General features: G+C 46.7%; 12 protein-coding genes. 6 read left to right on the forward strand and 6 right to left on the reverse strand.

What is annotated here, in order from left to right:
* Window positions 1-28: 28 nt before the first annotated feature.
* Window positions 29-295 (forward strand): cell division protein CrgA, encoded by a 267-nt coding sequence (locus A1sIIA65_RS06715; RefSeq protein WP_095676760.1) that lies wholly within the window; start codon window positions 29-31, stop codon window positions 293-295.
* Here the strand turns inward: A1sIIA65_RS06715 and A1sIIA65_RS06720 are convergent.
* The 5 genes from A1sIIA65_RS06720 to A1sIIA65_RS06740 all read right to left on the reverse strand — a co-directional run bounded on the left by A1sIIA65_RS06720 (window position 292) and on the right by A1sIIA65_RS06740 (window position 7,323).
* Complete coding sequence (locus A1sIIA65_RS06720; protein WP_095676761.1) at window positions 292-1,437, reverse strand: MFS transporter; 1,146 nt, start codon at window positions 1,435-1,437, stop codon at window positions 292-294. The two genes, A1sIIA65_RS06715 and A1sIIA65_RS06720, sit on opposite strands and share 4 nt — an antisense overlap.
* 55 nt (window positions 1,438-1,492) lie before the next feature.
* Window positions 1,493-4,195: an alpha-L-rhamnosidase gene (locus tag A1sIIA65_RS06725; protein WP_095676762.1), complete on the reverse strand. Its 2,703-nt coding sequence runs from the start codon at window positions 4,193-4,195 to the stop codon at window positions 1,493-1,495.
* 27 nt (window positions 4,196-4,222) lie between these two features.
* Window positions 4,223-5,053 (reverse strand): carbohydrate ABC transporter permease, encoded by an 831-nt coding sequence (locus A1sIIA65_RS06730; protein ID WP_095676763.1) that lies wholly within the window; start codon window positions 5,051-5,053, stop codon window positions 4,223-4,225.
* A complete protein-coding gene (locus tag A1sIIA65_RS06735; RefSeq protein ID WP_190277117.1) occupies window positions 5,050-5,949 on the reverse strand; it encodes a carbohydrate ABC transporter permease in 900 nt (299 codons plus the stop codon). The genes A1sIIA65_RS06730 and A1sIIA65_RS06735 overlap by 4 nt, the downstream gene beginning before the upstream one ends.
* A 78-nt stretch (window positions 5,950-6,027) precedes the next feature.
* On the reverse strand, window positions 6,028-7,323 hold the full coding sequence (locus A1sIIA65_RS06740) for an ABC transporter substrate-binding protein (protein WP_095676764.1): 1,296 nt from the start codon (window positions 7,321-7,323) through the stop codon (window positions 6,028-6,030).
* A gap of 241 nt (window positions 7,324-7,564) precedes the next feature.
* On the opposite strand from A1sIIA65_RS06740, the gene A1sIIA65_RS06745 reads away from it, so the two are divergent.
* Window positions 7,565-8,836: an alpha-hydroxy acid oxidase gene (locus A1sIIA65_RS06745; RefSeq protein WP_125898790.1), complete on the forward strand. Its 1,272-nt coding sequence runs from the start codon at window positions 7,565-7,567 to the stop codon at window positions 8,834-8,836.
* On the opposite strand, the gene A1sIIA65_RS06750 is transcribed toward A1sIIA65_RS06745, so the two are convergent.
* Entirely contained in the window at window positions 8,837-9,835 is a 999-nt protein-coding gene (locus A1sIIA65_RS06750; RefSeq protein ID WP_095676765.1) for a LacI family DNA-binding transcriptional regulator, read from the reverse strand.
* A gap of 145 nt (window positions 9,836-9,980) precedes the next feature.
* On the opposite strand from A1sIIA65_RS06750, the gene A1sIIA65_RS06755 reads away from it, so the two are divergent.
* The 4 genes from A1sIIA65_RS06755 to A1sIIA65_RS06770 are packed head-to-tail and all read left to right on the forward strand — an operon-like array spanning window position 9,981 to window position 14,938.
* Complete coding sequence (locus A1sIIA65_RS06755) at window positions 9,981-10,304, forward strand: L-rhamnose mutarotase (protein WP_095676766.1); 324 nt, start codon at window positions 9,981-9,983, stop codon at window positions 10,302-10,304.
* Window positions 10,305-10,323: 19 nt separating this feature from the next.
* Window positions 10,324-11,490 carry an L-rhamnose isomerase gene (rhaI, locus tag A1sIIA65_RS06760; protein ID WP_095676767.1) on the forward strand — a complete coding sequence of 389 codons (1,167 nt, stop codon included), beginning with the start codon at window positions 10,324-10,326 and terminating at the stop codon, window positions 11,488-11,490.
* Window positions 11,491-11,494: 4 nt separating this feature from the next.
* Window positions 11,495-13,531, forward strand: coding sequence for a bifunctional aldolase/short-chain dehydrogenase (locus tag A1sIIA65_RS06765; RefSeq protein WP_095676768.1), 2,037 nt, complete (start codon window positions 11,495-11,497; stop codon window positions 13,529-13,531).
* Between the two features lie 6 nt (window positions 13,532-13,537).
* Window positions 13,538-14,938: a rhamnulokinase gene (locus tag A1sIIA65_RS06770; protein ID WP_095676769.1), complete on the forward strand. Its 1,401-nt coding sequence runs from the start codon at window positions 13,538-13,540 to the stop codon at window positions 14,936-14,938.
* Window positions 14,939-14,950 lie beyond the last annotated feature (12 nt).

The following is a 14,950-nucleotide window of genomic DNA, read 5'->3' on the forward strand; positions in this document are numbered from 1 at the left end:
GCCGTAATTGTGCTGTAACCTAGGCCCCATGCCAAAGTCGAAATTGCGTAAGAAGGTTCAGGAGCAACACGCTCACGAAGAACAGCACCACATTGAAGAAGAGTCAGTTCTTCTCGAGAGCCCCTCATGGCTTGCGCCCGTCATGGTCGCCAACTTCCTCATCGGCCTCTTCTGGATCGTAGTCTTCTATGTCAGCCAGACTGCATATCCAATCCCAGGCATCGGTGCTTGGAACATGATCATTGGATTTAGCTTTATTGCAGTTGGTTTCTCACTCGCAACCAAGTGGCGTTAATCCTTATAACTTCTTAAGTAAGGAATTGTGGCTGAGCAACTCAGCACTAAGAAGAAAAATGGAAGCCACAATCCAGCGCGTGCTCCAGAGTTATCAATCAATTGACCAGCAATGAAACTTGAAAGTGCTCCGGTTAATGGAATGCCTGCCGTTGCTAACGAAATCGCCTGAGTCATTTGTGACTCAGGGACCGAACCCGTAATGAGCGATAAGCCATTGGGAAGTAGCGGTGCAATACACATGCCCTGCAAAAATAGAGCTACACCTAGTAGATAAAAATTATTGATAAACGGAAATGAAAACGCGATAGTGGTCATTCCGACTATGTATCCAAGATATCGAGCTCCATGAGAAATCTTCCAACGGATTGCTCCGTTTATGATCGCAGAGACAGCACCACCTAGCGCCCACACTCCAAGAAGTAATCCTGCGGCAGATTTCATTCCGCGTTCATTTGCAAATGCGACGACGCTGATATTTATTGCTGAAAAAGATCCCCCTGCAATAGTGAGCGGGATTGCAATTGCTTGCAATTGTCTATTTCGCATTACAGATTTTGCTTTTATCCCAGACTCTCGTGGGTGGATTCCCGGATCCGAATTTCTGTGAAATGCAATGAGAGGTGCGCCGATGAGGAGAAAGATGATTCCAAGGATGATGCCGGCCATGGGCGCAATTGCAGTAACCACGGCTGTGGTGATTACAGGCCCGATGATGTAGATCATTTCATCGAGGAAACTTTCAAATACATATGAAGTTGAAAGTAGGTGTGGATCTTTCTTATCAATCATATGCATCCAGCGACGACGGGTCATAGAACCCACGCTCAGAGATGCAGATTCAGCTAAAAAGATTGTTAGGAACCAACTCCAGATCGGTGCTTCATTCTTGACTAAGAGAATGAAGGTGATGAATGCAGAAACTCGAATAGGAACTGCAGTGAGCAGAACTCTCCGCTGCCCAAAGTGATCGGCTGCCTTAGCCCAGAGTGGAATAGAAATTACTGTCGTTAGCGCAGCAACCCCAGTTAAAGCACCTGCAATCGAATATCGTTTATCGACAGAGTGAACAAAGAGAATAATTGCAATGGTGTCCATTGCAATTGGCATGCGAGCAATGAACCCTGCTGAAGCAATTCGCACCGCACCGGGTCTTGCAAATAATTCCCCGTAAGTACTTAACAATTATTCTCTGTTCTTAGCCAGCGACTTTAAATGCAGCGATTGATGGTGCACTCGCTGTCACTTCGTAAGCTCCGTATCCCACTTCAACGCCATTCGAGACCGTCTTGCCATTGACTCGAAGAACAGAATTAGTAGAGAGCGGGAAATCTATTACTGCGCGAGATCCAAATGGAACAGTAATCTTTGCAGATAGGACGCTATCCCCAACAATCTCCCAAGAAATTCCAGCTGCGCCAAAGGGAGTGTTGATATCGGCTGATGCATATGTAAATCCTTGACCAGGACGTGGAGCAAATGTGATGTGGCGATATCCAGGATTCTTTGTCGTAGGAGCGATTCCTGCGACATTACGGTAAACCCAATCAATCACTGCGCCATAGGCATAGTGATTGAAGGAGATCATTGATGCATCTGGCTGGTCCTCTGAAGCAGTTGCCATTTCACCCTTATGGATTGATCCATCTTCGCGGATAGCATCCCAACGCTCCCAAATAGTTGTTGCCTTCTGATCAACTTGGTAGAGCCATGAACGCACCTTGCGACGCATCAACATTGTGTATGCAGCATCAAAGTGACCATTTTTAGAGAGTGCATGCAAGATGAGTGGAGTCCCAAGGAAGCCAGTGGTGATCTTTCCTTCATCTGCAATAACCATATCGCTTAGGATCTTTGCAACTGCAGCTTTTTCAGAAGCTGGAACAATTCCGAACTCAAGTGCGATAGAACAACCAGCAGTTGTCTCTTTCGCTTCTTGGCCAAAGTGCTCCCAAATATCTTTCTTGAGTGTTGCCGCCAACTCTGTGAACTTCTTCTGGTGTGCAGCATCTCCCACAAGCGCCTCAGTATCAGCAGCAAGTTGGGCTGTGTTTGCAAAAAATGCATTGGCTACAAACTGTGCCTTAACCTTTGAAAGCCACGGTTGATCCTCGGGCGCATCTGGATCGCACCAATCGCCAAATTGGAACTCTTCAGGTAAAAACTTCTCACCTTTACGATGGGCAGACAAACTTTCAACGTATGCGCGAATACTTTCGACTTGTTGCTTGAGCGTTGCTGCGCTGCCGTATGACTCATACGCTGCCATCGGAACGATAGTTGCAGCATCTGCCCAGCCTGCGCGGTCTGTAATTACCCAGCCACCATCACCTGGTGACGGTTGCTTCGACAAAATATCTGGCACTACTGCGCCAACTCCTCCTACACGCTTCTGATCAACCCAAAGATCGGTCAACCAGTTTCGCCAGAAGCTACCGAGTTTGAAGAGAGTATTTGATGTCATCGCGATCGCCTGCGCATCACCTGTCCACCCAAGACGCTCATCGCGCTGTGGGCAATCGGTTGGAACAGAGACCATATTGTCTGCGATAGACCAGACAACATTCTGATGTAGGCGGTTAAGTCGCGCATCAGATGAAGTAAAGAATCCACGTCGTTCATTGGCAGATGAGATTGCAACACCGACTGCAGAAATGAACTTTGCAGGACCTGTCACTTCAGCAAACTGGAACCCGTGGAATGTGAACTTTGGTTCAAGAACATGGCGACCATCGCGATCGAGAGTGAAGTGATCTGTTGCCTTCGCTGTACGAAGTGCTGCAGTATGCAGATTTGGGCCCGGCTCAAGTACTTCAGCATGGCGGATAGTGACTACATCGCCCTTCTTGCCATCAACTGTAAGTCGAACCCAACCAGAAATATTCTGAGTGAAATCAAGAAGTGTGCGGGTAGTGTTCTTTGAATCGAGAATTCTTGAAGCAAATTCATCAACCTTTACAACGCGGGTAGAAGTACGTGCAACGAGTGTCTCCTTGGCAAATGGATATATAACAGGTGCTGCCCATGCCGAGTCATTAAACCCAACGAGCTGCCAACCCTTCTGGCGCTTTGTGTAGTCGATAGTTGTTCCGTCATAGATATCTGCAAACTGGATTTCACCACTAGATACTTTCCATGACTTATCGGATGCAACGACATCTTTAGAGCCATCCACATATGTAATCTCAAGTTGAGCAAGTAAATGCAGGTTCTTGCCATAGTTGTCATACATATTCATAAAGCCGAGCTTGCCGCGAGTCCATCCGTCGCCAAGTTCAGCGCTGATGCAGTTTCCACCATCTTGAACCAGAGAAGTGACATCGTAGGTAATGAAGGTGCGACGGTCATCGTATGCAGTCCAGCCTGGTGTGAAGAATTCTTGCGTTACCGGGATGGCATTGAGATACAGGGTGTGAATTCCTTCAGATGTTGCATAAAGGCGCGCCTTCGCAACTTTCTTTGAAGCTTGAAATTCTTTACGAAGTATAGGTGATGGCTCAGAGTGAGAAGATGCATCGCCAATGGACTCGCCAGTTAATTCACTTCCTGAAGCTAGGCCAGTCTCAAAGGTTGCATACGGGCTAAATTCTGACCAGCCATATTGAGTTGCAATACGTACGCGCAGATGACGGACTTCGCGGCCTTTGCTGATGTGACCAGAAGCTAGGATTTCTATCTGATCTGCACTTGTAACTGCAGCAGATGTAATGACATCACCCATCTCACCGACAGATGAAATCTCATAAGCCAATTGAACTGCATCTGGGCGTTCGCTAGTGATCTGCCATGTCAGTTGCGGGTCAACAATGGGAAGACCAATCAAGTCAGCTGAGAACTGTGTTTGAAGCCCAATAATTCTTGTTGCTTCATCGCGTTGTGATGCAGCTGGTAGTGATGACATGTCGATCCCCTTTATGTTGATTTAAAACTAACCCTTAACAGAGCCAGCTGTAAGTCCTGAAACGATTTTCTTATTGAAGATAATGAAGACAATCAGTGGTGGAATTGTGATGAGCAAAATGTCAGTGAAGAGTAAGTTGTACTGAGTCAAGTAAGCGCTCTGGAAGTAAAAGAGAGTTAACTGCACGGTAGCGTTATCACTGCCAGGCAGGAAGTAGAGCGGATTGGTAAAGTCATTAAAGACTGCCACTGAAGTTGTAACAATGATTGTTACATTAACAGGCATCAATAGTGGGAAAATGATTCGGCGCCATAGCGCAAATCCAGTGCAACCATCCATCGCTGCAGCTTCATCAATTTCTTTAGGAATTGATGCAATAAATCCCTTATAAATCAATATTGAGAACGCAGCACTGTATGCAACTTCAATGAAGATGAGTCCCTGGATTGTCTTGAAGAGATGAAGGCGTTGCAGAACCCAGATTGTTGGAACAACGGCTGGCGGAACTACCAGTCCAGCAAGAACCATAATATTTGCAAAATTTGTTAGCTTTCCAGGTCGGCGCGCGAAGATAAATGCTGCCATCGAGCACACAATTACAATCAGAGTGACCGAAACTACCGTGAGGATTGTTGAGTTGATGAATGCTCTGATCACAACTCCGTCGCTAGTCTCCAGCACGGTCTTAATGTTTTGCCAGAGCAGAAACTTCTCTGGCATTTCGAAATTGAATTGATATGACTCTTTGGAATTCTTGGCAGAAGTCAGAAATATTAGATAGAAGGGCGCTGCAAAGACAAAAAGCCCAATAGGGACTGCCACGAAATCTATCCAGTTCTTACGAAGGAATTTCTTCATGCCTGCTTCTCCTTCTTATTGAAGAACCAGTAAACAGGTCCGACGATTGCCAGAACGAAGAAGAGAAGAATTACGTTTCCTGCAGTTGCGAGGCCATAGAAGCCTGCTTGGTATTGCTTGTAATTAATTGAAGCAATCACATCTGAGAGGAAGCCCGGACCACCGTTAGTCATGGCCCAAATCAAATCGAATGAGCGCAGACCGCCGATAAAACTTAAAATGACTACTGCGGAAGTTGCTGGTTGGACTAATGGCAAGGTGATGTTTCTAAATTTGTCCCAGGCGCCTCCACCATCGACAGCCAGCGCTTCGTAATATTCTTGTGGAATGCTTGCAAGTCCTGCCATATAGAGAACTGTTGCTATTCCAACACCTTTCCACACATCAACAAAGGCGACAGAAAATAGGGGCAAGAGATTTGGGTCAACTAACCAGCCAGGTCCATAGGTTTCCCAGCCAATTGTTTTGCCGAAGGAGACAATCGCTTTATTGATCGCTCCATAATTCGGATCCATAAGGATGCTAAAGGTAAAGCCAACTCCAATTGTTGAAACCAATACCGGGAAATATACGACTGAGCGTAAGAAACCTTTAGCTCGAAGACGTCCGGTGAGTAGAAGTGCAAGAGCTAAACCAAAGACTACTTTTAGGCCTGATGTCACTACTCCATAGATCAAGGTATTTTTGAATCCGATAGCAAGTGAAGCTTCTTTAAAGTATTGAATAAAGTTCTCAAAGCCAACAAATTCCCAATCAAAGAGCGTCCATCGTGTCATGGAGAAGAAGAACGAAACAATTGTGGGAATAACGAAGAAAATTGTAAAGATAATTCCGATTGGCGCTACTAAGGCATAGGAGTACGGATTTTCAATCTTTTTTTGCTTTGCCTTACTCACAGATCACCATTTCATAAAAATTAAATAAGAGAAACTGGTGGGCCACCGAAGTGGCCCACCAGTTTTATTGATTCTTAATTACCAGCCCTTAATTCCGAGCTGCTTTGCCTGCTTAACGACATCTGCATCGTATGCAGCTGCTGCCTTCTTAGCAGTTGTGATTCCTAGTCCAACCTCGACGAGAATCTTTTCAAGGTTTGGACCCTTGATTGGTGAAACGAATTCAAGTGCCGGAGCAGTTGCATTCTTAGCGAAGTACTTCATGACGTCCTGTATTGCACCTGGAAGAGCGTTAGGAATGCTTGCTGCCTTGATGTAATAAGGTCCGCCAGCAAAACCTTCAACGCTGTTCATGACGTCGACTGCCTTAGCTGAAGTCAACCAGCCAACAAACTTCGCTGCAGCTGCAGCGTTCTTTGTAGCCGCCGGAATGTATGTGCCAGATGGAACCCATACTGTTACACCATTAACGCTCGCCTTTGGACCTGGTTGAGCAAAGAAGCCAACATCCTCAAGGTTTGCAGGCTGCTGTGCAGCAATCTGTGGGATAGCCCAAGTAGCCATTGGATAGTGAGCACCTTGACCTAGCGCAAGCTTATCGAGTGCTTGTGCATATGTGGTTGATGCATAGTCACGGTTGAAGTAGTTGAGCTTCTTGATCTCTTCAATGTACTCAAATCCGCGAAGTGCAGTTTTGTTCTTTGCATACTTCTCCTTATTTGCTGTGTAATCAGCAGCAAAGTTTGGGTGCGCAGCTTGAACGTTGTAGTAATCGGCAAGAACGAAGAGCTGTGAAGTCCAAGTTTCCTTGTATGACTGGATAACTGGATCAATTCCAGCAGCCTTGATCTTCTTGTTGTTAGCCATGAACTCATCCCAAGTTGTTGGAATCTTTAGCTTGAGCTTTGCGTAAATCTTCTTGTTGTAGAGGATTCCGCCAACGCTTGCTGTTCCAAATGGAACTCCGTAAATTTTCTTATTAGCAGAAACTACTGGGTAAAAACCGGAGAGAACATTTTTCATGAATGGCTGACTTGTCATGTCAAGAAGATTCTTTGTAGGAGCAAGAGCCTGGAAGAGTGATCCGGAGTTGTATGTGAATACATCTTCCATTGAACCTGTTGCAAGCTTTGTCTTAACAAGGTTATCTCCATCTGTGCCACCTGGACGAAGAACTACAGTGACCTTGTTGCCAGGGTTTGCTTTCTCGTAGGCAGTTACAAGTGCCTTAGCAACATCCTGGTTGCTCTGGCCGTTATCAATGAGCCAAGTAATTTCTGTATCTGCAGCTTGTGATGGAGCAGCAACTGTCGCTCCAAAGACAAGAGCGAGAGGTAGAGCGAGAGCAATCCCGCGCTTCATCATTGTCTTCATCTATCCTCCTGAGGTAGATTTTGGTTGAATCGTTTCAACCTTAAGGGGGAATTTAGTGGTGGTGTGACCTAGCCGTCAATGAATTTGGGGAGAAGATTGGTAACGGTTTCATCACGTTTTTACGCCTGCCAAAGCCTTGATTATTGAACATTTCAACCCATACCCTAGGGACTGGCCTTTTATACTTCGACTCGATCCTCCACCGATCTTCGATTTGTGGCAAAAAGGTCATATCTATTAAATGGATTCAATTCCACTGAGCGTAACTAAGGGCGGTTCCTGCGTGGGAAAGAATGTAAAGCGTCAGTTCCCAAAGCCCTCAGAGCTTGCACCGCTGCTTAAGTTTTCCTTGCCTACCCTGCGCCGCAAGAAGCGTCGCCTTGAGCAGGCTTACACAATCTGGGATCTGCGCGATATTGCCAAGCGCCGCACACCCAAAGGTCCATTTGATTACACCGATGGATCTGCAGAGAGTGAAGTAAGCCTCGAGCGAGCACGTCAGGCATATCGTGACCTCGAATTCATCCCAAGCATTCTTAAAGATGTATCAACTGCAGATTTAACGCGCACCTCTCTCGGTGAAACATTCTCAATGCCAGTAGGTATTGCTCCAACTGGTTTTACTCGCATGATGCAGACTCAAGGCGAAATCGCTGGTGCTCGTGCTGCTGAGAAATTTGGAATTCCATTTACTCTCTCAACTCTTGGAACAAGCACAATCGAAGATGTAGTCGCTGCTGCCCCTGATGGTCGCAACTGGTTCCAGTTATATATGTGGAAAGACCGCGAAGGAAGCATGGCACTTGTTGAACGTGCAAAGCGTGCTGGCGTTAAAAACCTCATGCTTACCGTTGATGTTCCTGCAGCGGGACAACGTATTCGTGATTACCGCAATGGACTTACCGTTCCTCCACGTTTAACTGCAGGAACAGTTATTAACGCAATCCCAAGACCTGCATGGTGGATTAACTTCTTAACCACACCTTCCATAGAATTTGCATCCATGAAGAATTGGGAAGGCACCGTTGGTGAACTCCTTGATTACATGTTTGATCCCACCATGACTTGGGAGGATCTCAAATGGATTCGCGAGCAGTGGGATGGCACATTGACTGTTAAAGGAATTCAGAATCTTGATGATGCAAAGAAAGCTGCAAAGTTAGGTGCTGACGCAATTCTTCTTTCAAACCACGGTGGTCGCCAGCTTGATCGTGCCCCAGTGATGTTGCATCTGCTTGCAGATATTAAGAAGGAATTTAAGAAGGATTACGAAATCCATATCGATACTGGAATCATGCATGGCGCAGATGTTCTGGCTGCTGTGGCACTCGGTGCTCAATTTACTTATGTGGGCCGTGCATACCTTTATGGCCTGATGGCTGGTGGGCAAGATGGTGTTGAGAGAGCTCTAGAGATTATGCGCACTCAGATGGTTCGTAATATGAAGTTACTTGGCGTCAATTCACTTGATGAGTTAACACCGAAGCATGTTCGCTTCCTCAATCGTCAGTAATTAGCGCTTTCCTGTTGATGCGCGTTCAACTAGTTGTGGTTGGAAGCGAATTTGCTGATGCTCATGCGTTTCAGCTTCTTCACACTCATTGAGCAATAAATCTGCTGCTGTAACGCCCATCTGATATGCAGGCTGAGAAATGGAAGAAAGTGGTACCGCCGCTGATGCAGCAAATTCAATATCATCATAGCCAAGAACTGAAACTTGTTCTGGGATCCTCAATTTGTTTTCTCGCAAGGTGCGCATAACTCCGAGTGCCAACAAATCATTTGCACAGAAGATTGCGGTGGGAATTGTCTTCAAGGCTAAAATCTTCTTAGCCGCCTCTTCGCCTTGAGTGGTATTCATAAGTGAAACTCGAATAGTTTCAACTGTGGCACCAGCAAACTTGGCAGCTTTTGCTACACCTGCACCACGATCTGCTACCTGTGGGATGCTGTCAGGACCACATACCCAGGCGATATCGGTATGACCAAGCCCAGTTAAGTACTCTATTCCAAGCTGTCCGCCATGTATGTCATCAACTGAAACCGAACATTGCTTGCGGCCCTTGATTTCTCGGTCAACGAGAGTCACTGCAATTCCACGTTCGCGCATTGCATCAAGACGATCAGATTTCACATCTGTAGGAGTAATTAGTACTCCACGAACTTGCTGCTCAATCAAGATATTGATGTAGCGATCTTCTTTGGTAGCAGATTCATCGGAGTTGCAGAGAAATACTGCGTAATCGCGCTTACTTGCAGCATCTTCAACGCCTCGGGCAACTTCAGTAAAGAATGGGTTTGCCACATCGGGGACTATTAAGCCAAGAGTTCGGCTATTGCCAGAGCGCAGGTGGCGCGCAAAGCCGTTGGGAACGAATCCAAGATCCTTGATAGTGCCTTGCACGCGGGCCAGGGTCTCGGGGGCCACAACCTCGGGGCGGTTTAAGACATTGGAGACGGTGCCGACTGAGACCTTTGCTGCCTTTGCTACATCTCGAAGGCTTACGCTCATGGAACGAGAGTCTGCCTGTGCAATTGAACCGTGTCAATTGACGGGATAGACGATCACTAAATTGTTATCTCCACGGGGTTGACTCACGCTCAAATTCACCTTACGGTCTGTCTATTGTTAATGAATCGTTTCAATTGAGGTAACCATGGAGAGAGTTGGGTTCAGGCTCAAGCTTCGCAAGGAGAAGCTTGATGAGTACGTCCTGCACCACCAAAACGTCTGGCCAGAGATGCTTGAAGCCCTTTCTGAAACTGGATGGCATAACTACTCACTCTTCCTTGATCGCAGGGATGCAACCTTGATTGGTTACTTCGAAACCCCTGATCTTCAAAAGGCTCTCGATGGAATGGCTGCAAAGGATGTCAACGAACGTTGGCAGGTATTTATGGCTGAGTACTTTGAATCACTCGAAGGTCGCAGACCAGATGAAGGTTTCCTCAAGCTCGAAAATGTTTTCTACCTTAAATAAGAAGAAATGGAATACGACTATGGCAAGCACAAATGAAGTAAAAGCAGTTCTCAACCGTTTAGGTGTTGAGACTCCTTCATGGGCCTATGGCAACTCCGGAACTCGCTTTAAGGTATTTGGTCAGCCGGGTGTGCCGCGCGATCCATACGAGAAGGTCGCAGATGCTGCGCAAGTACATAAGTACACCGGTGCTGCGCCAACAGTTGCTCTCCATATTCCATGGGACAAGGTTGCTGATTACAAAGACTTTGCAACACATGCACAAGGCCTTGGGGTAAAGCTCGGCACTATCAACTCCAATACCTTCCAAGATGATCAATACATTCTCGGATCTGTCTGTGCTCCAGATCCTAAGGTTCGTGCAAACGCCGTTGCTCACCTACTTGATTGCATCGACATCATGGATCAAGTCAACGTTCAAGATCTCAAACTCTGGTTTGCAGATGGAACTAACTACCCAGGACAAGACAACATCTCAGATCGTCAGAACCGTCTGGCTGAATCACTTGAAAAGGTTTACGCCCGCCTCGGTGCTAACCAGCGTATGTTGCTTGAATATAAGTTCTTTGAGCCAGCGTTCTATCACACCGATGTTCCTGACTGGGGCACTTCACTTTTACATTGCATGGCATTAGGGCCAAAGGCAATGGTCGTTGTTGATACTGGCCATCACGCACCTGGAACAAACATTGAATTCATTGTTGCTGGCTTGCTTCGTGCAAAGCGCCTTGGTGCATTCGACTTTAACTCACGTTTCTATGCTGATGATGACCTCATTGTTGGTGCAGCAGATCCATTCCAGCTCTTTCGCATTATGCATGAAGTAAATATCAATGGTGGTTTTGATATGGGAACACCTGTTTCATATGTACTGGATCAATGCCACAACGTTGAAGCGAAGATTCCTGGTCAGATTCGTTCCATTATGAATGTGCAAGAGGCTGTTGCTAAGGCAGTTCTTGTTGATCAAGATGCACTCAAGAGGGCTCAGCTTGCTGGAGATGTTCTTGCAGGACATGAAGTATTAATGGATGCATACAACACCGATGTTCGCGGACTTCTTCGCGAATGGCGCAGTGATAAAGGTATTGATCCAGAACCAATGAAGGCATATGCAGCAAGTGGATATGCAAAGAAGATTGCGACAGACCGCGTTGGCGGAAATCAAGCAGGTTGGGGAGCTTAAGTTAATGTCGAATAAAACTATTGAAGAGTTATTGGGTCGATCGAACCGTCTCGGGAGTAACCCAAAGTTCACCAACTATGCAGGTGGAAATACATCTGCAAAGGGCGCCGCACAAGATCCATCAACAGGCAAAGACGTTGAAGTTCTTTATGTAAAAGGATCTGGAGGCGATTTAGGTACGCTTAAAGAGGCCGGTCTTGCTGGTCTCTATCTTGATCGCATGCGCGCTTTAAATGATGTCTATCGCGGTGTCGAACATGAAGATGAGATGGTCGCACTCTTTGATTACTGCACCTTCGGTCGCGGTGGCGCAGCTCCTAGTATCGATACAGCAATGCACGGACTTGTTGATGCTGCGCATGTAGATCACTTGCATCCTGATTCCATCATCGCACTTGCAACGGCTGCAGATGGTCCAGCACTTACAAAAGAGTGTTTTGGAGATGAAATTCTCTGGGTTGATTGGCGCCGTCCAGGGTTCCAACTTGGTCTTGATATCGCAAAGATGGCGAAGGAAAATCCAGCAGCAAAAGGTGTGATTCTTGGAGGGCATGGGCTCACAACATGGGCGCAAACTTCTGCTGAGTGCGAGAAGCGCTCTATCGATGCAATTGAGAAGGCTGAAAAGTTCTTAGCTGCAAAGGGTAAGAAGGATCCATTTGGAACACTCGTCAAAGAGTGGGCTCCACTTTCACCAGATGCCCGCAAAGCAAAGGCGGCACTTCTTGCACCTGCACTACGAGGCATCGCATCTATGGATGCACCGATGCTCGGTGGCTTTAGCGATACAGATGTAGTTCTAGATTTCATTTCACATTCAGAGTTGCCACGTCTTGCAGCTCTTGGCACATCATGCCCGGATCACTTCTTGCGCACGAAGATTTCACCGATGGTTCTAGACACACCTGCTGATGCATCTGTTGAAGATGTTATTGCACGTGCACATGAGCTTCATGAGAAGTATCGCCAAACATATGCCGCCTACTACAAGAAGTATGCAAAGCCTGAAAGCCCAGCGATGCGTGGAGCCGATCCACTCATCATCTTGGTCCCAGGCGTTGGAATGTTTAGCTACGGGAAAGATAAGCAGACTGCACGTGTTGCAGGTGAGTTCTATATCAACGCTATCAACGTCATGCGAGGAGCTGAATCTGTTTCAGCCTATAAACCAATTGCTGAATCTGAAAAGTTCAATATTGAGTACTGGGATCTTGAAGAGGCAAAGCTGCGTCGCATGCCAAAACCAAAGCCGCTAGCGGGCCGCGTCGCCATCGTCACAGGTGGTGGCTCAGGTATTGGTAGGGCAACATCACTGCGCCTTGCAGCTGAAGGTGCCTGTGTTGTTGTTGCAGATCGCGATCTAGATGCTGCTACAGCTGTTGCTGCTGAGATTGGTAATTCAGATAGAGCGATTGCAGTCAAGGTAGATGTCACTGATGAGGATGCAATCATCGCAACCGTTCATGCTTCTTCCCTTGCATTCGGTGGCGTTGACCTCGTTGTCAATAATGCAGGTCTTTCACTGAGTAAGTCACTTGTTGATACAACGGTTGCGGATTGGGATCTTCAGCATGATGTGATGGCTCGTGGTTCTTTCTTGATGTCTCGCGAGTCAGCAAAGGCCATGATTGCGCAGAAGATGGGTGGAGATATTGTCTATATCTCATCAAAGAACTCAATCTTCGCCGGTCCTAATAACATCGCATACGGTGCAACTAAGGCAGATCAAGCACATCAAGTTCGACTTCTAGCTGCCGAACTTGGTGGACATCAAATTCGCGTCAATGGCATTAATCCTGATGGTGTTGTTCGTGGTTCAGGAATTTTCTCATCAGGGTGGGGTGCAAACCGTGCAGCTGTCTACGGTGTAGAAGAAGAGAAGTTAGGTGAGTACTACGCACAACGTTCCATTTTGAAGAGAGAAGTACTGCCAGAAAATATCGCAGCTGCTGTCTTTGTTCTCTGCTCATCTGATCTTTCACTGACAACCGGTCTTCATATTCCAGTTGATAGTGGAGTCGCTGCCGCATTTATGCGATAGACCTCTATGTTTGAATTTCTTGCAGTAGATCTTGGTGCAACCAGTGGTCGAGTCGCTATAGGACGGGTTGGTAGCGATTCGATCTCACTGGATGTTGTGCACCGTTTCCTGCATGAAGTTCTTCCTCAAGAAGATGGTTCCCTCTTATGGGATTGGGATTTGATTCTCACTGAAGTTCTCACAGGTCTTAAAGAGGCAATTAAGACATCAGATCCAATAAGCCTTGCAGTTGATTCATGGGCAGTTGATTACGGCTTTATCAGCCCCACACACCAGTATTTGCCCCCTGTTCACGCCTATCGCGATCCTCGCAATGAGATTGCCTATCAAGAGCTCTCAAAGAAAATTGGCAAAGAGCGAATCTATTCAACAACTGGGATTCAATTTCTTCCCTTCAATACGATCTATCAGCTCTATGCAGCGCGCAATCTTCCTGAATACACAAAGGCTGCAAAGTTTTTAATGCTTCCTGATCTTGTTAACTTTCTCTTCACTCAGAAACTTTCTACCGAAGTCACTAATGCATCAAGCACACAAGCGCTGAATACTCGCACCCGAGAGTGGGATCGTGAATTAATCAAGCTTGCAGGTATCCGCGATGATCTCTTCACCGACCTTCACGAACCGGGCACTTTGATTGGCGTTGTCCACGGATTCGATGAACTTGATGGAATCAATGTCGTTGCAACGGCATCACATGACACAGCAGCTGCCATTGCTGGTGTTCCTTTCGGTAATCGATTGACCGAGGCATATATTTCAAGTGGCACGTGGTCACTCGTTGGCGTTGAACTTGATGCACCTGTGTTAACTCCTGAAGCATTTGCTGCCAATGTCACTAATGAATTAGGTGCTGATGGAACTGTGCGCGCGCTCAAGAATGTCACCGGAATGTGGATACTGGAAGAGTGCCGTCGCACCTGGCACCTTGAAGGTCGCGATTATGAAATGCCTGAACTCCTAACACTTGCATCCGCAGCTAAATCTTTCACAACTCTTATTGACCCTAATGATCCACTCTTTGCACCCCCTGGTGGGATGCCGCAACGAATTCGCGCTTACTGTGTGGAGCGCGGATTGACTCCACCTCAAACAGATGGCGAATATGCAATCTGTATTCTCAACAGCTTGGCTCATGCATATAAGAAGACTCTCGCTGAAATTTCTGCAGTCACAGGTCGCACCATCGAAGTGATTCACATCTTGGGTGGTGGCTCTCAGAATGATCTACTCAATCAACTCACTGCAGACATCTGCGGGATGACTGTAAAGACAGGGCCAGTTGAGGCAACTCTCTTTGGAAATATCGCCGTCCAGGCTATCTCTGCAGGGGTTGTGGCCAATCTGACCCAGGCCCGTGCACTAATCGCAAAATCCTTTACTTCAAAGGTCTTTCAGCCCGCTTAACGATTACTCTAG

Source organism: Candidatus Planktophila dulcis (assembly GCF_002288225.1).
Classification (GTDB): Bacteria; Actinomycetota; Actinomycetes; order Nanopelagicales; family Nanopelagicaceae; genus Planktophila; species Planktophila dulcis.